The sequence below is a fragment of the Flavobacterium sp. Sd200 genome (genome assembly GCF_009826935.1).
Classification (GTDB): domain Bacteria; phylum Bacteroidota; class Bacteroidia; order Flavobacteriales; family Flavobacteriaceae; genus Flavobacterium.
Genome location: NZ_WUMN01000004.1, coordinates 381995 through 401834 on the forward strand (window position 1 = coordinate 381995; position 19840 = coordinate 401834).

At 39.8% G+C, this 19840-nt stretch carries 16 protein-coding genes; 13 read left to right on the plus strand and 3 right to left on the minus strand.

All coding sequences use genetic code 11. From position 1 onward, the window contains the following. Positions 1–2: 2 nt before the first annotated feature. A complete protein-coding gene (gene metE, locus GR160_RS13570) occupies positions 3–2309 on the minus strand; it encodes a 5-methyltetrahydropteroyltriglutamate--homocysteine S-methyltransferase (protein WP_160750410.1) in 2307 nt (768 codons plus the stop codon). Positions 2310–2455: 146 nt separating this feature from the next. Here metE and GR160_RS13575 point away from each other — a divergent pair, with 146 nt between their 5' ends. Continuing rightward, entirely contained in the window at positions 2456–2947 is a 492-nt protein-coding gene (locus GR160_RS13575; protein WP_160750411.1) for an Lrp/AsnC family transcriptional regulator, read from the plus strand. A 65-nt stretch (positions 2948–3012) separates the two neighbouring features. Here the strand turns inward: GR160_RS13575 and GR160_RS13580 are convergent, their stop codons facing one another. After that, entirely contained in the window at positions 3013–3402 is a 390-nt protein-coding gene (locus GR160_RS13580) for an SPOR domain-containing protein (protein WP_237421227.1), read from the minus strand. Positions 3403–3616: 214 nt separating this feature from the next. On the opposite strand from GR160_RS13580, the gene GR160_RS13585 reads away from it, so the two are divergent. From GR160_RS13585 to GR160_RS13630, 10 genes are all read left to right on the plus strand, one after another. Then, complete coding sequence (locus GR160_RS13585; RefSeq protein WP_160750473.1) at positions 3617–4936, plus strand: c-type cytochrome; 1320 nt, start codon at positions 3617–3619, stop codon at positions 4934–4936. Positions 4937–4969: 33 nt separating this feature from the next. After that, on the plus strand, positions 4970–8038 hold the full coding sequence (locus GR160_RS13590; RefSeq protein WP_160750412.1) for a TAT-variant-translocated molybdopterin oxidoreductase: 3069 nt from the start codon (positions 4970–4972) through the stop codon (positions 8036–8038). Positions 8039–8077: 39 nt separating this feature from the next. Further along, positions 8078–9496, plus strand: coding sequence for an NrfD/PsrC family molybdoenzyme membrane anchor subunit (gene nrfD, locus GR160_RS13595; protein WP_160750413.1), 1419 nt, complete (start codon positions 8078–8080; stop codon positions 9494–9496). 4 nt (positions 9497–9500) lie between these two features. Beyond that, entirely contained in the window at positions 9501–10025 is a 525-nt protein-coding gene (locus GR160_RS13600; protein WP_160750414.1) for a DUF3341 domain-containing protein, read from the plus strand. 9 nt (positions 10026–10034) lie between these two features. Continuing rightward, entirely contained in the window at positions 10035–10580 is a 546-nt protein-coding gene (locus GR160_RS13605) for a cytochrome c (RefSeq protein WP_160750415.1), read from the plus strand. A gap of 26 nt (positions 10581–10606) precedes the next feature. Beyond that, positions 10607–12145 carry a quinol:cytochrome C oxidoreductase gene (locus GR160_RS13610; RefSeq protein WP_160750416.1) on the plus strand — a complete coding sequence of 513 codons (1539 nt, stop codon included), beginning with the start codon at positions 10607–10609 and terminating at the stop codon, positions 12143–12145. A gap of 19 nt (positions 12146–12164) precedes the next feature. After that, positions 12165–13355 carry a cytochrome c oxidase subunit II gene (locus GR160_RS13615; RefSeq protein ID WP_160750417.1) on the plus strand — a complete coding sequence of 397 codons (1191 nt, stop codon included), beginning with the start codon at positions 12165–12167 and terminating at the stop codon, positions 13353–13355. A 31-nt stretch (positions 13356–13386) separates the two neighbouring features. After that, complete coding sequence (locus tag GR160_RS13620; protein ID WP_160750418.1) at positions 13387–15204, plus strand: cbb3-type cytochrome c oxidase subunit I; 1818 nt, start codon at positions 13387–13389, stop codon at positions 15202–15204. Positions 15205–15703: 499 nt separating this feature from the next. Beyond that, positions 15704–16021: a hypothetical protein gene (locus GR160_RS13625; protein ID WP_160750419.1), complete on the plus strand. Its 318-nt coding sequence runs from the start codon at positions 15704–15706 to the stop codon at positions 16019–16021. 9 nt (positions 16022–16030) lie between these two features. Beyond that, positions 16031–16450 carry a hypothetical protein gene (locus tag GR160_RS13630; protein WP_160750420.1) on the plus strand — a complete coding sequence of 140 codons (420 nt, stop codon included), beginning with the start codon at positions 16031–16033 and terminating at the stop codon, positions 16448–16450. A 403-nt stretch (positions 16451–16853) separates the two neighbouring features. Here the strand turns inward: GR160_RS13630 and GR160_RS13635 are convergent, their stop codons facing one another. Beyond that, positions 16854–18284, minus strand: coding sequence for an APC family permease (locus tag GR160_RS13635; protein WP_160750421.1), 1431 nt, complete (start codon positions 18282–18284; stop codon positions 16854–16856). Between the two features lie 119 nt (positions 18285–18403). Here GR160_RS13635 and GR160_RS13640 point away from each other — a divergent pair, with 119 nt between their 5' ends. Further along, a complete protein-coding gene (locus tag GR160_RS13640) occupies positions 18404–18697 on the plus strand; it encodes a GNAT family N-acetyltransferase (RefSeq protein WP_160750422.1) in 294 nt (97 codons plus the stop codon). A 113-nt stretch (positions 18698–18810) separates the two neighbouring features. Beyond that, the gene (gene ruvB, locus GR160_RS13645) at positions 18811–19833 is read left to right on the plus strand and encodes a Holliday junction branch migration DNA helicase RuvB (RefSeq protein WP_160750423.1); all 1023 of its coding nucleotides are present in this window, start codon (positions 18811–18813) and stop codon (positions 19831–19833) included. Positions 19834–19840: the final 7 nt, after the last annotated feature.

Genomic DNA, 19840 nt, shown 5'->3' on the forward strand with positions numbered 1-19840 from the left:
TATTATACAGTAACTTCTATTTCTCTTAATGCTTTTGCAGCATCTACCATTTCTTTTAATGCTGTTTTGGTTTCCGGCCAGTGGCGGGTTTTAAGTCCGCAATCCGGATTCACCCACAATTGACCCGAAGGGATTACCGCCTTTGCCTTTTCAAGCAGGGTTATCATCTCTTGTTTTGATGGTACACGGGGTGAATGAATGTCATACACGCCTGGACCAATGTCATTAGGGTATTTAAAATCAGCAAAGGCTTCCAACAGTTCCATTTGCGAGCGCGAACATTCAATAGTAATAACATCAGCATCCATAGCGGCAATATCTTCTATAATGTCGTTGAATTCAGAATAGCACATATGTGTATGTATTTGAGTGCTATCGGATACGCCTGATGCTGAAATACGGAATGCTCTTATTGCCCAATTAAGATATTCTGCCCAATCTGTTTTTTTTAGGGGCAGTCCCTCGCGTATTGCCGGTTCATCGATTTGGATAATTTTTACTCCGGCTCTTTCCAGGTCATTCACTTCATCTCTAATGGCGAGGGCAATTTGCGTACAGGTTTCGTATCTTGGTTGGTCATTGCGAACAAAAGACCATTGCAGTATAGTTACAGGGCCTGTGAGCATTCCTTTTACGGGTTTATTGGTTAACGATTGTGCATATTGTGTCCAATATAGTGTCATTGGTTCAGGTCGGCTAACATCGCCATAAATAACAGGGGGTTTTACGCAGCGGCTGCCATAGCTTTGTACCCAGCCATTTTTAGTAAAGCTAAATCCGCTAAGCTGTTCTCCAAAATACTCTACCATATCGTTACGCTCAAACTCTCCGTGTACCAGCACATCGAGTCCGGCTTCTTCCTGAAAGCGTATGGTTTCCTCAGTTTCTTTTTTTAGCAGTTCATCATACTGCTTTTTAGTTAGGTCGCCTTTTTTAAGTTTTGCCCTCCAAGAGCGCACTTCTGCCGTTTGCGGAAACGAACCTATTGTTGTTGTTGGGAAGGAAGGTAAATTTAATGCTGCTTCCTGAAGTTTTTTGCGAATGCTGAAAACGCTGTTTCGTGTAGCATCAGTTTCAGTTATGGCAGCAGTCCTTTGCTTAACTGCGCTATTGTGGATCAGCGTCGATTGTTCTCTTGTTTCGTTAGCTTCAATATTTGCTTTTAATTTGTTGTTAGCCTGAGTTATATTTTTGCTTATGGCAAGGTCCCGAAGGGTGGTTACCTCTTCAAGTTTTTGTCGGGCAAAAGCCAGCCACTGTTTTATTTCGGGTGTGAGTGTCGTGTCGTTGGTTTCGTTCTCAAGATCGCAGGGCACATGCAACAGCGAACATGATGGCGATATGATAATTCTGTCTTTACCAAGTTTTTGTTTGGCCTGATCTATGATTTTAAGTGATGCCTGATAGTTGTTTTTCCAAATATTGCGCCCATCAACAATACCCAATGACAGGCTTAGGTTTTTTGGAGCTAATTTTAATATTTCATCAAGTTGGTCAACACCACGAACAAGGTCTATATGTAGTGCACAAATGGGTAAAGATGCTGCAAGTTCGGTATTATTGCCAAGTCCGTCAAAGTAAGTAGCTACAAGTAATTTTAGGTCAGGGAAGGCATCGCGTATAGTGCTATATGTTTTGGTTATCGCAATTTTCACATCTTCTGCAACATCAAGAGAAAGAAACGGTTCATCAAACTGAATCCATTCTGTGCCTTGGGCCACAAGCTGTTCTATTATTTCTATATAAACAGGCAGCAGATTCTCTAAGAGTTCAATGCGATTAAAACCATCTTCTTTTTCTTTACCTAAAAGTAGATAGGATACAGGCGAAATAAGTACAGGTTTTGTAATAAAGCCAGCTTCTTTAGCTTCTTTAAACTCATCAACTGTCTTAGCAGATGTAAATTTAAATTGTTGATTTTTATAAAATTCCGGCACTATATAATGGTAGTTGGTGTCAAACCATTTGGTCATTTCCATTGCAGTAACATCTTTACCGTCTTTTTGATAACCACGTACCATGGCAAAATACAGGTCGGTTGGATTTCCATTTTTAAGGCTTTCATATCTGGGAGGAATAGCGCCTACCATTAACGAAAGGTCCAATGCCTGGTCGTATAATGAAAAATCGTTCGAAGGTATAAGGTCAATACCTGTTTCTTTTTGCAATTGCCAGTTAGTGCGTTTTATTTGCTTGCTTACGTCTGTTAATTGCTCCAAAGTAATTTTTCCTGCCCAATAATTTTCACAGGCTTTTTTTAATTCACGTTGGTTTCCAATGCGCGGATACCCCAGGTTGTTTGTCAGCATAATGTCAGTTTAGTTGTTTTGATTTATACCTGACAAATTTAGTTTTGAAGTTTTTATTTTTGATTGTTTGCTTTAAATAAGCATATTTGTCTTTTGATTTTACTTTTTAAAGTGTAAAACACTTTTTAGGTTTTAAAAATATACTAATGAAAGATAATTTTTCTGTTGAGGGTGTTGATGCTGTAGACTTACAGCTCCTTAATATATTGCATGCAAATTCAAATTACACGACCAAAGAACTTGCTAAGATGGTAAACCTGTCTCCGTCTCCGGTTTTTGAACGTGTAAAAAGATTGGAAAGAACAGGCTATATAAAAAAATACATTGCCATACTCGATGCCGAAAAACTTAATCAGGGATTTACGGTTTTCTGTAATATTAAACTTAAGCAGCACGACCGGAGTATTGGTCATAAATTTGTTGAAGATATTATGGGAATTGACGAGATTATAGAGTGCTATAACATCTCCGGCGATTTTGATTTTTTATTAAAAGTAACCGTTCGTGATATGAAACATTATCAGGATTTTGTTTTTAACAAATTAGGCTCTGTAGGCAGTATTGGCAGTACACACAGTATGTTTGTTATGGCTGAGATGAAAAATACTTTTGGTGCTGCCGTAAGAGTGGGGGAGTGATGCTGCTTTTATCAAAAAAAATCCTGCCGGATTAGGGCAGGATTTTAACAGTATGTTTATGTGTCTTATTTGTTTGGCTTTACTATAAGTGCATAAGGGTATTTCTTTTTCATGGCGGCAAGATTCTTTTCTGCATCAATGCGTGATTTGTAGCTGCCTACCCATACTTTATAGGTTGGGCTTTCAAATATTATGGTGCCATCCTGTCCTTTAAAATCTTTTTTGAAGTCCTGAAGGGCTTTACGGGCCTTATCGTTAGTGCCATAAAAGATTTGAATTTTGTATCGGTCGTTTACGGTTATAGATGAGCTTATTTTTCTTTTTTCATTAAGCAGTTCTTCAAATCGCGGGTCTTGTGAAACTGTTACATCAGAAGTTTGGCAAAACATGGTTGTGTTGAAAAAAAAACAGAAAAAAGCAGAAAAACTAAGGTTCTTAATCGTTAAAATTCTCATAATGAAGTGTCTTTGATGCAAATGTACAACTAATTATTTTATTCAGTTTCTCTTAATTTATTTAGAATTGTTATAAATTAACCTTTAAGATTTATTTAAGGTTTGAGAATAATTCATAAGTCGTATTTTTGTGGGAGTTTTTAAAAAAGCACAGTGTTTACGTACACCTTTTATAATAAAAACTATACCAAAAAAGTCGATAATCATTTTTAATATGAAAAAAGTGGGTAACCATACTTCAATCTCGAGAATTTTATTCTTCTGCCTGGCGCTCTCGCTAACTTTTTCCGTTTCTTTTGCTCAGGATGCTCCTGCTGCAACTCCGGAAGCGGCTGCTGCTCCGGCTGCCGGTGCGGGCGATCCTGCTAAAGGTAAAGAGCTTTTTAATGCTAACTGTGCTTCATGTCACAAATTAGATGCTAAATCTACAGGTCCTGCTTTAAGGAATGTGGCTGAAAAGCATGACAGGGCTTGGTTAGGTAAATGGATTCGTAACAGTAGTGAGATGATTAAATCTGGCGATGCTGATGCGGTGAAATTATTTAATGATAATAATAAGGTAACGATGACTGCGTTCCCGCAGCTTTCGGATGCTGATATTGATAATATCCTTGCTTATACATCTGAAGTGGCTCCTGTGGCAGAAAAACCTGCTGCGCCTGTGGTTGCTGAAGGTGCCGGAGATGGAATTTCTAATAATATTATATTAGGTGCTTTAGTGCTTGTGCTTGGAGTTCTTATTGTAATGCTTGTTTTGGTTAATAAAACTCTTAAAAGGGTTGCGGCTAATAACGGTGTTGTGATTCCTCAGGATGAGCCGGCTGTTTCGCTTTGGAAAGCTTATGCTAAAAACTCGTTCCTTGTATTGGTTACTGTTATTCTTTTAATGCTTTCATCTGCTTATTTTCTTTATGGTTATTTGATGCAGGTGGGTGTTGATAAGGATTATCAGCCTGTGCAGCCTATTCACTTCTCGCATAAAATCCACGCCGGGGATAATGGTATTGATTGTAAGTATTGTCACTCTTCTGCAAGGGTTAGTAAGACTTCGGGTATACCGTCTCTTAATGTTTGTATGAACTGTCATAAAAATATCTCTGAATTTGCTGGCGATAAAGATTCTCTTTATGTAGATCATTCTAAAGAATTCTATACTGCTGAGATTCAAAAATTATACGATGCGGTGGGTTGGGATAAAAATACTCAAAAATATACTGGAGTTCAAAAACCGGTTAAATGGGTTAAAATACATAATCTCCCTGACTTCGTTTATTTCAACCACTCTCAGCACGTTTCTGTTGCAGGTGTAGAGTGTCAGACATGTCATGGTCCTGTTGAGACGTTTGAAGTGATGAAGCAAAATGCACCATTAACAATGGGTTGGTGTATTAACTGTCACCGTGAAACAGATGTAAAAGTAGAAGGTAATGCTTACTACGAAAAAATCCACAGTGAACTTGCTAAAAAATACGGCGTTCAAAAACTTACTGCTGCCAATATGGGTGGTACTGAGTGTGGTAAATGTCACTATTAATAAATTTTTAAGAAGCTAATATCTATATATAACATGGCATCAAACAAAAAATACTGGCAAAGTGTTGAGGAGCTTAATGAAAACAGCTCTATTGTTGAGAAGCTGAGAAACAATGAGTTTGTTGAGGAGATCCCCACGGATGAATTTCTTGGCGACAAGGAAGCTTTGTCATCTTCTTCTACAAGCCGTCGTGACTTTTTAAAATATGTAGGGTTTAGTACAGCTGCGGCTTCGCTTGCGGCATGTGAAGGCCCAGTTGTAAAAGCTATACCATATGTGGTTCAGCCGGAGGAGATTATTCCGGGTGTTGCTGATTATTATGCTACTACTATAGCAGATGGTTTTGATTTTGCCAACATACTTATAAAAACCCGTGAGGGGCGTCCTATAAAAGTTGAGAACAATATGCTTGCAGGGGCTAAAGTTGCTGCAAATGGTAGGGTTCATGCGTCTGTACTTTCTCTTTATGACAGCATGCGTTTAAAACAACCTGTGGTTTCAGGTAAACCTGCAACATGGGCTGATGTAGATGCTAAAGTTAAGGAAAGTCTTTCTCAGGCTGCGGCCGGAGGCGGTCAGGTTGTGGTGCTTACAGGTACTACTGCAAGTCCTTCTACTGATAAGCTGATTGCTGAGTTTGGGGCTAAATATCCGGGCTTTAAGCATGTAGTTTATGATGCTGTTTCATCTTCTGAGGCTTTAGATGCTTTCCAGGCGGTGTATGGTGAAAGGGCTCTTGCTGATTACGATTTTGGTAAGGCTGATGTTATCCTTTCTGTTGGTGCTGATTTTGTTGGCGACTGGCAAGGCGGTGGTTATGATTCGGGTTATACTCTTGGTCGTATCCCTAAAAACGGAAAAATGTCTAAGCATATCCAAATAGAGTCTAACATGTCTCTTACAGGTGCCAATGCAGACAAACGTATTCCATTGACTGTTACAGAGCAAAAATATGCTCTTGTTAAAATATATAACATCATTACAGGTTCTTCTGTAAGTGTTCCGGATGTTACAAAACCTTATGACCAGGCAGTTGCAAATGCTGCTAACCAGCTTAAAGCTGCGGGTAGTAAAGGTGTTCTTGTAACTGGTCTTGATGATGTAAATGCTCAGTTGCTTGCTATTGCAATTAATAACGCGCTTCAATCTGCTGCATTTAATCCTGCCGGAGCACGTTATGTTCGTAAGGGTGATGCTAAAGCAGTTGCTCAGCTTGTAGCTGACATGAAAGCCGGTTCTGTGCATACTCTTATCATGAACAATGTTAACCCTGTGTACACACTTCCCAATAGTGCTGATTTTACAGAGGGTCTTAAAAAAGTAAAACTTTCAGTTTCTTTCTCTCTTAAAGAAGATGAAACTGCTTCAATATCTACAGTGGCTGCGGCAGCGCCTCACTATCTTGAGGCTTGGGGTGATGTTACAATTGCTAAAGGTTACTATGCAATTACACAACCTACTATCCGTCCGCTGTTCAATACAAAACAATTCCAGGATGCGCTTCTTTCATGGTCTGGTAATGCTCAGTCTTACTATGATTATCTAAGGGCATTCACTCCAACTTATATTGCTGGTAAAACATGGAACCAATTGGTTCATGATGGTGTGCATGTACCTGAAGTAGCTGCTACTGTTACCGCAGCGTCTGCTGATTTTGGCAGTGCTGCTTCGACTCTTGCTTCTGCTAAGAAATCAGGTGGTTTAGAGCTTGTACTTTATACTAAAGTTGGTCTTGGAGACGGCCAGCAGGCTAACAACCCATGGTTGCAGGAGTTCCCGGATCCTATTACGAGAGTATCTTGGGATAACTATATAACGGTTTCTAAAGCTGATGCTGAAGCTCTTGGTTTAGAAAACTATAATGTGGCAAACGGTGGTCTTAATGGTAGCTATGTTACTGTAGAGGCTAATGGAAAAAAACTGGAAAAAGTTCCGGTAATCATTCAGCCGGGTCAGGCAAAAGGATCTGTGGGTATCGCTCTTGGATACGGTCGCCAGGCTGCTATGAAAAAAGAAATGGTTGTAGGTGTTAATGCTTACACATTATATAACAACTTTAACTCTTTCCAATCGGTTAAACTTACTAAGGAGAACGGAGATGACCATGAGTTTGCATGCGTTCAGCTGCAAAAAACACTTATGGGTAGGGGAGATATTGTTAAAGAAGCTACACTTAAAGATTTTAATGAAAAAGACGCTGCTGACTGGAACATCATGCCGGTAGTATCTTATGATCATAAGGAAGTTCCTGCTGCTTCAATTGACCTTTGGGAGTCTTTTGACAGAACTACAGGACACCACTTTAACTTATCTATCGATCTTAACGCCTGTACAGGTTGTGGTGCATGTGTAATTGCATGTCATGCTGAAAACAACGTTCCTGTTGTAGGTAAGAGCGAAATAAGAAGAAGCCGCGATATGCACTGGTTGCGTATTGACAGATATTATTCTTCTAAAGAAACATTTGCAGGTGATGTAGAGCTAAAAGAAAGTGCAAGCGGACTGATGAACTCTATTGAAACATTCAATGCAATGGAAGATCCGTCTGAGAATCCTCAGGTAGTATTCCAACCGGTAATGTGTCAGCACTGTAACCACGCACCTTGTGAAACTGTATGTCCGGTGGCTGCAACTTCCCACGGTCGTCAGGGGCAAAACCACATGGCTTACAACCGTTGTGTGGGTACCCGTTACTGTGCAAATAACTGTCCTTATAAAGTGCGCCGTTTTAACTGGTTCCTTTACAACAAGAACAGTGATTTTGATTACCACATGAACGATGATCTTGGACGTATGGTTCTTAACCCTGATGTTAACGTTCGTTCAAGAGGTGTTATGGAAAAATGTTCTTTCTGTATCCAGTCTACACAGGCAGTTATCCTTAAAGCTAAACGTGAAGGAAGAACTGTTGCAAAAGGAGAATTTAACGATGCCTGCGCCTGTTCGGCTGCTTGCAGCACCGGTGCAATGGTATTTGGTGATGTAAACGATAAGGAAGATCCTATCGTAAGGCTTAAAGAAGATGATAGGGCTTACCACCTGCTTAGCCACATTGGTACGCAGCCTAATGTATTCTACCACGTTAAAGTAAGGAATACATAGTAGTAAAAAGTATTAATAAAGAAACAAACATAAAAATTTATGTCGTCTCATTACGAAGCTCCCATTAGAAAACCTTTAATTATAGGTGACAAATCTTATCACGATGTAACAGTTGATGTTGCAAGGCCGGTAGAAGGCAGGGCTAATAAGCAATGGTGGATAGCATTTACCATAGCTCTTGCAGCTTTCCTTTGGGGTGTAGGTTGTGTTGCCTATACAGTTGGAACAGGTATTGGTACATGGGGATCTAACAAAACAATTGGTTGGGCCTGGGATATTACTAACTTTGTATGGTGGGTAGGTATCGGTCACGCCGGTACGCTAATCTCTGCTGTACTATTATTATTCCGCCAAAAATGGAGAATGGCGATTAACCGTTCTGCAGAGGCGATGACAATCTTCTCTGTAATCCAGGCAGCAATGTTCCCGGTATTTCACATGGGACGTCCATGGTTAGCATACTGGGTAATGCCAATTCCTAACCAGTTTGGGTCACTTTGGGTAAACTTTAATTCACCGCTACTTTGGGACGTATTTGCGATCTCTACATATCTTTCGGTATCATTAGTTTTCTGGTGGACAGGTTTGCTTCCTGACTTCGCAATGCTTCGCGACAGGGCTATTACTCCGTTTACAAAAAGAGTATATTCTATATTGAGTTTCGGTTGGAGCGGACGTGCAAAAGACTGGCAACGTTTTGAAGAGGTTTCTCTTGTGCTTGCAGGTCTTGCTACCCCTCTTGTACTTTCTGTACACACCATCGTATCGTTTGACTTTGCTACATCGGTAATACCGGGATGGCATACAACGATCCTTCCGCCTTACTTTGTTGCGGGAGCTATCTTCTCAGGATTCGCAATGGTTAACACCCTTCTTATCATCATGAGAAAAGTATCTAATCTTGAAGCTTATATTACAGTTCAGCACATAGAACTAATGAATATTGTAATCATGATTACAGGTTCGATAGTAGGTGTGGCTTATATTACTGAGTTATTTATTGCATGGTACTCTGGTGTAGAGTATGAGCAGTATGCCTTCATCAACAGGGCTACAGGACCTTACTGGTGGTCTTACTGGTTGATGATGACATGTAACGTGATCTCTCCGCAGGTAATGTGGTTTAAAAAGATCAGGACAAGTATTATGGTGTCTTTCATCATTTCAATTGTGGTTAACGTAGGTATGTGGTTTGAGCGTTTTGTAATTATCGTTACATCACTACACAGAGACTACCTTCCATCTTCATGGACCATGTTCCAGCCTACATTTGTAGATGCCGGTTTCTATATTGGTACAATAGGTTTCTTCTTTGTATTGTTCCTGCTTTATTCAAGGAGTTTCCCTGTAATTGCACAGGCAGAGGTTAAATCTATCATGAAAACAAGCAGCGAGAAATATAAAAAGCTGCACGAAAGCCACGATAACCATTCACATTCAGAACATAATCATCACTAAGAACATGAGCAATAAAGTTTTACATGTATTGTACAATGACGATGATATCCTAATGGATGCAGTTAAGAAAACACGCGCTGCGCATCATCACATTGAAGAAGTTTTCACTCCTTTCCCGGTGCACGGGCTTGACAAAGCCATAGGACTTCCTCACACAAGAATAGCTATTGCCTCATTTATATATGGATTAATAGGCTTAACAGTAGCAACTACAATGATGCGATACATCATGATAGTAGACTGGCCACAGGATATTGGTGGTAAGCCAAGCTTTAGCTACATCGAGAATATGCCGGCTTTTGTTCCGGTTATGTTTGAGATGACAGTATTTTTTGCTGCTCACTTAATGGTTATTACTTTTTACATGAGAAGTAAATTATGGCCGTTTAAAGCTGCCGAAAACCCGGATGTAAGAACTACAGACGACCACTTTTTAATGGAAGTAGCCGTTAATGGCAACGAAGATGAATTAGTTACATTTTTTCAGAATACCGGAGCTGTAGAGGTAAAAGTAGTTGAAAAGCATTAATTGAAACGTATGAAAGCATTATCTAAAATAGTAGGATTGGCAGCTGTTTTTGCAGCGCTAACCTCGTGCCATAACAAGCAGGAGCCAAACTACCAATATTTTCCTAACATGTATGAGTCTGTAGCTTATGAGCCTTATGTGGAGTCTGCTGCGTTCTCTAACGGAAAAGAGGGTCAGTTGCCTGCTAAAGGTTCTGTTCCAAGAGGCTTTACTCCTTATGAGTATGCTAATACTCCGGCAGATTATGAGAGAGCTAAAGCAGAACTTAAGTCTCCGTTAGATTCTACACAGGTAGACCTTAAAAAAGGTGAAGAGCTATTTACTATTTACTGTGCTATTTGCCACGGTGATAAGGGTGATGGTAAAGGTAACCTTGCAAAGAGGGAAAAATTTGCCGGTGTACCTAACTATAAAGACAGGGTTATTACTGAGGGAAGTATTTTCCACGTAGAAACTTACGGTCTTAACATGATGGGATCTCACGCAAACCAACTTTCTCAGGAAGAGCGTTGGCAGGTTGCCCACTATGTAATGAAACTTAAGAGTGAATTATAATTGTAGAACACTGAAAGCATAAATATATGTACACATTTTCTAGTAAATTAAAAACTTTAGCTTTTATACTTATGGTCGTTGGTATCATAGGTGTTGGTTATAGTTTTTTTACTGCACCAAAAACTCTTGAAGAGGCAGAAGCAATAATTGCAGCGCAACATCATGGCGGACATGGCGAAGCTGCCCATCACGAAGGCACTCATTCTGAAACTCATGAAAATAAAGCTGATGAAGCTCATGTTACACATGTAGAAGACACCGTTAAAGAGGGACATAAGCTTACTGACGAAGAGAAAGCCCATCTTGCTTCAGACAGTGTTTCTTCAATCGTTGCCACAGCTCCTGCTGCTCACGATTCGGCTGTTGCCGAAGAGAGCCATGAGGCTCATGCCGAGGCTGCTGTTGCGGGTCATGATGCCCACAAAGCACATGATGCACACGCTACTCATGACGAACACAAAGAACACGCTGAGCACGTTTTCCATCAATTACAAAATAAGCCTTGGGCTGCGGTATATGTTGCTGCTTTGTTCTTCATGCTTATTTCTTTAGGTGTACTTGCTTTCTATGCTATACAAAATGCTGCTCAGGCAGGTTGGTCTCCCGTACTTTTCAGAGTTATGGAAGGTATAACGAGCTACCTTATTCCTGGTGCTATAATAGTATTTATATTTCTTGTTGTCGGCGTACTTCATTTTCACCATTTATTTATATGGCTTGATCCTGAAGTTGTGGCAGAAGATCACCTTATTCAACAAAAATCAGGTTACCTTAACGGTACATTTTTCTTAATCAGAGCTGCTGTGTTTATTGGTGGATGGATTTTTTATCGTCAGTATTCAAGAAAACAATCTCTTGCGCAGGATGAAGCTACTGATAACCTTTCTTATAAAAAATCATTTAAAGGCGCTGCTGCTTTCCTTGTGTTCTTTATCGTATCAGAATCGATCATGTCTTGGGACTGGATTATGTCTGTAGATCCACACTGGTATAGCACACTATTTGGATGGTATGTATTTGCAAGTTTCTTTGTAAGCGGTATCACTACAATTGCACTTATAACGCTTTACCTTAAATCTAAAGGATATCTTGAGTATGTTAATACAAGCCACATCCATGACCTTGCTAAATTTATGTTTGGTATCAGCGTTTTCTGGACCTACCTTTGGTTCTCTCAGTTCATGCTAATGTGGTATGCTGATATGCCCGAAGAGGTTGTGTATTTTAAAATGCGTATAGAGAACTATAACCTGCCTTTCTTTGGTATGGTAGCTATGAACTTCCTGTTCCCGGTACTTATCCTTATTAATACAGATTTTAAACGTCTTTCTTGGATTATTGTAATGGCAGGTATCGTGATTCTTTTAGGTCACTATATAGACTTCTTTAACATGATCATGCCGGCTACCGTGGGAGACCAGTGGTTTATAGGCGCAGGCGAAATAGGTGCTGTATTGTTCTTCCTTGGCCTGTTTATACTTGTGGTGTTTACTGCACTTACTAAAGTGCCGCTATTAGCAAAACGTAACCCGCTGATTGAAGAAAGTAAGCATTTTCATTATTAATATTTAAAGTAATAAACAAATGACGAGTTTATTGGTAATTGTAGTTTTAGTTTTATTAGGCATTGCAATATGGCAATTAACTAAAATATTCCAGCTAACACAAATTGGAGCTGCTACATATAATGAAAATCCTGAAGTAGCTACAGACAAGGATAACAGCGTAAACGGATACCTGATGTTTGGCTTTTTAGGCTTCATCTATATCTTTACAATTTATTCGCTGATAAAATGGGGGCACCTTGTATTAGGCACTCCTGCATCTGAGCACGGCCCACAGTATGATAACCTTATGAACATTTCTCTTGTTCTTATCTTTATCACTCAAACCCTTACTCAGTTCTTATTACATTACTTTGCTTTTAAATATAAAGGTAAAAAAGGCCAGGTAGCTTTCTACTATGCCGATAACGACAAACTTGAGTTTATTTGGACTATTATTCCGGTAATTGTTCTTGCAGGTCTTATTCTTTACGGACTTTATGCCTGGACTAACATTATGTTTATCGAAGAAGAGGCTAAAGAAGACGCTATATATGTAGAGGTATACGCCAAACAGTTTAACTGGGAGGTTCGTTATGCAGGTGCTGATGGCAAATTAGGTAAAGCTAACGTACGTTACATTGAAGGTGTTAACACTCTTGGTGTTGATATGTCTGACCCTAATGCTCAGGATGATATTCAGGCAAGTGAACTTCACTTACCAAAAGGGAAACAAATTATTTTTAAATTCCGTTCTCAGGATGTATTGCACTCTGCTTACATGCCTCACTTCAGGGCTCAGATGAACGTAGTTCCGGGTATGGTAACCGAATTTGGTTTTGTACCTACGCTTACTACTGATGAGATGCGTCAGAACCCTGCCATCATGAAGAAAGTGGCACACATCAATGAGATCAGGTCTAAGAAAAGTGCCGAGTTAACTGCCGATGGCGGTACAGCACTTGAGCCATACACATTTGACTACTTACTGTTATGTAATAAAATATGTGGTGCTTCTCACTACAACATGCAAATGAAAATTGTTGTTGAAGATGAGGCAAGCTTTAACAAATGGCTTAAAGACAAGAAAACATTAGGTGTTGCCGTTAAAGAGGCTAAAGAAGGTGAGGCTGCTCCTGCTACAGAAGAAGCTGTACCTGCAACTCAGGACACAACTAATGCCGTTAAAGCTGATACTACTGCGGTAGTAGCACAGGTTATCAAAAAATAATTCTTTTTACAATATATTTAAATAAAGAAATATGTCAGCAGTAGGACACGACGAGATACACGCTCACGAAGGACACGGACACGATGCCCACGATCATCATTACCACAAGCAGACTTTTATTGAAAAGTACATTTTTAGCCTTGACCACAAGATGATCGCCAAACAGTACCTTATTACCGGTACTATTATGGGTATCATTGGTATTGTAATGTCTTTGTTATTCCGTATGCAAATTGCATGGCCGGAGGAGTCGTTTACAATTTTCAAAGTGCTTTTAGGCGATAAATTTGCACCAAACGGTGTAATGCGTAATGATATTTACCTTGCGTTGGTTACCATTCACGGTACAATAATGGTATTCTTTGTATTAACTGCCGGATTGAGTGGTACATTTAGTAACCTTCTTATTCCGTTGCAAATTGGAGCAAGGGATATGGCTTCCGGATTTATGAACATGCTTTCATACTGGTTGTTCTTCCTTTCTGCAGTAATCATGGTAATATCTTTATTTGTTGAAGCAGGCCCTGCCGCTGCCGGTTGGACAATCTATCCGCCATTAAGTGCACTTCCTCAGGCAATTGGTGGTTCTGGTGCAGGTATGACACTTTGGTTAGTATCAATGGCCATATTCATCGCTTCATCGCTAATGGGATCACTTAACTATGTAGTTACTGTTATCAACCTAAGAACAAAAGGTATGTCTATGACAAGACTGCCGCTTACAATATGGGCTTTATTTGTAACTGCTGTAATCGGTATCGTTTCATTCCCTGTACTTCTTTCTGCAGCATTGCTGCTAATAATGGACAGAAGCTTTGGTACATCGTTCTTCCTTTCTGATATTTATATTGCCGGAGATGTACTGCACTATCAAGGTGGTTCACCGGTATTGTTTGAGCACCTTTTCTGGTTCCTTGGTCACCCGGAGGTTTATATCGTAATCCTTCCTGCGATGGGTCTTGTTTCTGAGATCATGACATCAAATGCACGTAAACCGATCTTTGGATACCGTGCGATGATTGCTTCAATATTGGCTATTGCATTCCTTTCAACTATCGTTTGGGGTCACCACATGTTCATCTCTGGTATGAACCCGTTCCTTGGTTCGGTATTTACATTTACAACATTACTTATTGCAATACCATCTGCTGTAAAAGCATTCAACTGGATCACGACTTTATGGAGGGGTAACCTTCAAATGAACCCGGCGATGTTGTTCTCTATTGGTTTTGTATCTACATTTATTACAGGTGGTCTTACAGGTATCATACTTGGTGACAGTACACTTGATATTAACGTTCACGATACTTACTTTGTGGTAGCTCACTTCCACCTTGTAATGGGTATCTCTGCACTATACGGTATGTTTGCGGGTATCTACCACTGGTTCCCTAAAATGTATGGCAGAATGATGAACAAAACTCTTGGTTACATTCACTTCTGGGTAACGGCTGTATGTGCTTATGGAGTATTCTTCCCAATGCACTTTGTAGGTATGGCAGGTTTACCAAGGCGTTACTATACTAACTCGGCATTCCCGTTATTTGATGACCTTGCCGATGTTAACGTTGTAATTACAATGTTTGCCCTTATTGGTGCAGCATTCCAGCTAATTTTCCTTTGGAACTTCTTCTACAGTATCTTTAAAGGTAAAAAAGCAATACAAAACCCTTGGAGAGCTAACACTCTTGAGTGGACAACTCCTGTAGAGCACATCCACGGTAACTGGCCTGGTGAAATACCTGAGGTTTACCGTTGGGCTTACGACTACAGCAAACCGGGGCATGATGAGGATTTTGTGCCTCAAACAGTACCGATGAAAGAGGGCGAAGAGCAACTTCACCACTAATAAAATATAAAGTTTTAAAAGGCTATCCGAAAGGATGGCCTTTTTTGTATATTGACCCGTTATCTGAAGTATCAAGACGATGGACACCTTATAACTATCGTTACAATAATCTAGTTAGGTTTACTGCCCCTGATGGGATAGCAAGCCAAGTAAAGATACACAGGAGGCGGCTTTTAGAAGAATGTCAAGCAATATTAGAAGACATTATGCCCCAGGTAATTCTACTAAAAGCGATAATGGTGGGTGTAATCCAGGGAAAAATTGGTTTTAAGGCAGTGGGGTAAATTGTTTGATCGTAAGCAATAAATAACCGTTTCAGAGCCATCTTCAGGTGTAAGTTATGAGGAAATAAATAGTATGCTGGAAGAAGATGCGACAGCAAAAAAAATGGATACGATTAGCGCAAGGATAGGTTCCGTGAGTTTTGCAAATGATGTTAAAACTACCATTATAGAGGGGTCAGTTGCGTTAAATAGAGGAATTCCTATTTCCAATATTAATGATACAAGCTTATTTACGAAGTCTTGGTTCTACAGGCACAAGATATTTAAAGTATGCTAAATATGCGGGGACATTTGCTTCAGCACTTACAACCTCATATTCGGGATATAAAGTTTATAACCAATATGATTCTGGTGGATTTGCAAATGTTTCCCTTAGAGATTCTTCAGATTTTGCTGTGTGTGTTACTGGACTAACCACTACTGCTCTTGTATCTCTTGGAATTGTTTCTAATCCTGTGGGATGGGCAATAGGAGCCGGAGTGTTAGTATATGGTGCTAGTATTATAATTTATGATATAATTACAGAAACTTAAATTATGATTATGTTTAATATTTATTACAAAATTTGGGTAGATGGGCTTTTGAAAATGAAATCTTTGCCTAAAAACAAAGGAATGTGGAAATTATACGGAATGACTTTTATGTCAATGGCAATGGCCTTAAATATTATGTTATTTATGACTATACTACAGAATGTCTTAAATATACATTTCTATAATTTGAACTTAGATATTTTTAAGGGTACAAAGTTGGACGCTATTTTAAGCTTTTTTATACTTTTTTTAGCCCCTCCACTAATTTTAAATTATTTGTTGATTTTTCATAAAAAAAGATATGAAGAACTTTTTAAACTTTATAAAACCTATGATGGAAAATTATATGCTTCCTATTTGGTTTTATCATATTTCCTCCCTGTAGTTTTGCTAATTGGAGGAAAGATTATACACAAAATAAATAAGTAATACTCCATATTATTCCAGATTCAATGGCGCATGATTTTAGACACCTAGGATATGGGCAAGGCCAAAGTCTTTAGGTTTTTATAAAAATCTCTACCCTTTGGGGTAGTATTTTTTAAAAAGCCTTGCCTCCCCTAAGCAATTCTATTTGCTGCTCCAAATTACCCACTAACCCCAAACCACCAAAGCCGGCAAGTGCGTTGCGCGGCTGGTGGTTGGGCACGCAAGTCATAAACTTGCGGACTTATTTAGACGATGATTGCCTTTAATACTGCTATATGCTCAGGAGTGATTGAAACGCCAGTATAATATTTATACTATTGTTGTCACCGTTGGTCATCAATATATTGTACTAGTTTTTGTAATGTGGCTAAACTAAAGATTGCTTCATCGGTCAGTAGAGCTTTTATAAAGTATTATTTTTAGCCCTATTTTTACTCAAATAATACACGGGTATCCCGGCAAGCATAATAAGTACACCCCAGCCGCATGTATCGGTTTTATCTTTAAGCAGCGCAAAGCAAAACGCCGCGGCAAGTAAAATGTATAGTGCAGGTAGTACAGGGAAGCCAAAGGCTTTGTAAGGGCGTTCAGCATTAGGCATTTTTTTTCTTAAAATAAATATTCCCAAAATGGTGAGGATGTAAAATATCACTACAATGATCATTACATAATCCAGCAGGTCGCCATATTTACCTGTAAGGCATAATGCCGAAGCCCATATACACTGAAACCAAAGTCCCCAACCCGGAACGCTGGCATTGTTTAAAGTTGCTGCTTTTTTAAAGAAAAGGCCGTCTTTTGCCATAGTATAATATACCCTTGCGCCTGCCAGTATAAGTCCGTTATTGCAGCCAAATGTAGATACCATGATCATTATAGCAATAATATAAGTTCCCGTGGTACCAAAAATATATTGTGAGGCTTCTACCGCTACACGCTCGCTTGGAGCAAATGCAATGGCATCGAGGGGCATCACGGCCACATACATAAGGTTGGCAGATATATAAATAATAGTAACGATCAGCGTACCAAAAAACAGGCTTAGCCCTACATTGCGTTCAGGTTTCTTGATTTCTCCCGATATAAAGGTTACTCCATTCCATGCATCGCTGCTAAATAACGATCCTACCATGCTTGCGGCTATTGCCGAGAATAATACGCTACCACCTATAATATTCCATTGGCTGGTTTCCTTATTCCATGACTTTGCTGTCCATGTATCAGACCAGTTAGCATTCCACACCTCTGATTTGGCTGCCAGTAGTAAACCAAAAATTACCAATCCAAAAAGTGAGGCTATTTTAGCAACAGTGAAAATAGTTTGAATATACTTTCCGTTCTTTACTCCACGGCTGTTGATGTATGTAAGTAATATGATAATTACAATAGAAACTAATTGCGCTGCATTCAGCCTAAAGCTGCCAATTTGATAAAGCACATTTTCATCGCTAAAAGGTGGGTAAATGTAGGCTGTAAACTTAGCAAAGGCAACACCAACGGCGGCGATGGTTCCGGTTTGTATCACAGCAAAAAAGCTCCAGCCATATAAAAAGCCTATTAGTTCGTTGTAAGCCTCTTTTAAATATATGTATTGCCCGCCCGCTTTAGGGAACATAGCACTGAGTTCGCCATAGCTTACGGCTGCTATCATAGTCATAAGGCCTGACAATACCCATATAAGTATGAGCCATCCGGCACTTCCTACCTGTTGTACCATGCCGGCACTAACTATAAAAATACCCGATCCTATCATTGAGCCTACAACCAGCATAGTACCGTCGAGTAGGCCGAGTTCGCGTTTTAAATGTTTATCTTCGTTGGGTGTTTGAGACATAGTGTGTTAGTTTTGCTAAAGATATTTAAAAATATTAATTTCTTAACAGTTTTTATTCTTGGAAGACTAAACACCTATCTCTTCAATAAAATATAAAACACTATCTTTAAAATAAAACCATGGCTACAGAGACATTTAAAATAAACGAAGAAGAGAACCAGTTTGAACTGCACACACAGGGTGGAATCGCTTTTTTAGAATTTATCCGTGAAGGTGAAAAGATCTATCTTACACACACCGAAACTCCTGTTGCATTGCGGGGTAGGGGTATTGCTGCCAGCCTGGTAAAACAAACGTTGCAGTGTGCTAAAGACAATGGCTTGACGGTGGTTCCTTCATGTTCATACGTAGCGCATTATGTAAACAATCATCCTGAATGGAATATCATTCTTTCCGATGGTTATCAGATGTAACTGTAAATCTGACTTCAAAGAGCTTTTTAATAAGCTCTGATTAGTGATAATTAGTGAAATTAGTGGCAAAAATAGAGCGTAAGCTTTAAACCAAATTGAATTATCTTTGCAGTATGAACCAAAATTTAGACCCTACCAACAGGAACTTTAACCCCGAAGAACTGGATATTGAGAGAAAGTTGCGACCGCTTTCTTTCGAAGATTTTACGGGGCAGGACCAGGTGCTGGAAAATTTGGCAGTGTTTGTACAGGCGGCCAATATGCGTAGTGAAGCATTAGATCACACACTTTTTCACGGCCCTCCAGGATTGGGTAAAACAACTCTGGCTAACATTTTGGCAAATGAGCTTGGTGTAGGAATCAAAATTACATCGGGTCCGGTACTGGACAAACCGGGAGACCTTGCCGGGCTACTGACCAACCTTGATGAGCGCGACATACTTTTTATTGATGAAATTCACCGTTTGAGTCCCATAGTAGAAGAATATCTGTATTCTGCTATGGAGGATTTCAGGATAGATATCATGATAGAGAGCGGACCTAATGCGCGTTCAGTGCAGATAGGACTAAACCCATTTACGTTGGTTGGCGCTACCACGAGGTCGGGTTTGCTGACATCACCTATGCGTGCCCGTTTTGGAATACAAAGCAGATTACAATATTATACTACAGAGCTACTTACTACCATTGTGCAACGCAGTGCCATGATCATCAATGTGCCCATAAGCATGGAGGCTGCTATAGAAATTGCCGGAAGAAGCCGGGGTACACCGCGTATTGCCAATGCGCTGCTGCGACGCGTGCGCGATTTTGCCCAAATAAAAGGCAACGGAAAAATAGACATCGAAATTGCCCGCTACGCCCTGCGCGCATTGAATGTTGATGCGCACGGTCTGGACGAAATGGACAACAAAATACTTACAACCATAATAGATAAGTTTAAAGGTGGCCCCGTGGGGCTTTCTACGCTGGCTACGGCAGTGTCAGACAGTGGTGAGACCATTGAAGAAGTATATGAACCGTTCCTGATCCAGGAAGGATTTATTATTCGCACGCCACGCGGACGTGAAGTAACCGAGAAAGCATATAAGCACCTTGGTAAAATAAGACCGGGGATACAGGGAGGGCTATTTTAGATATTTA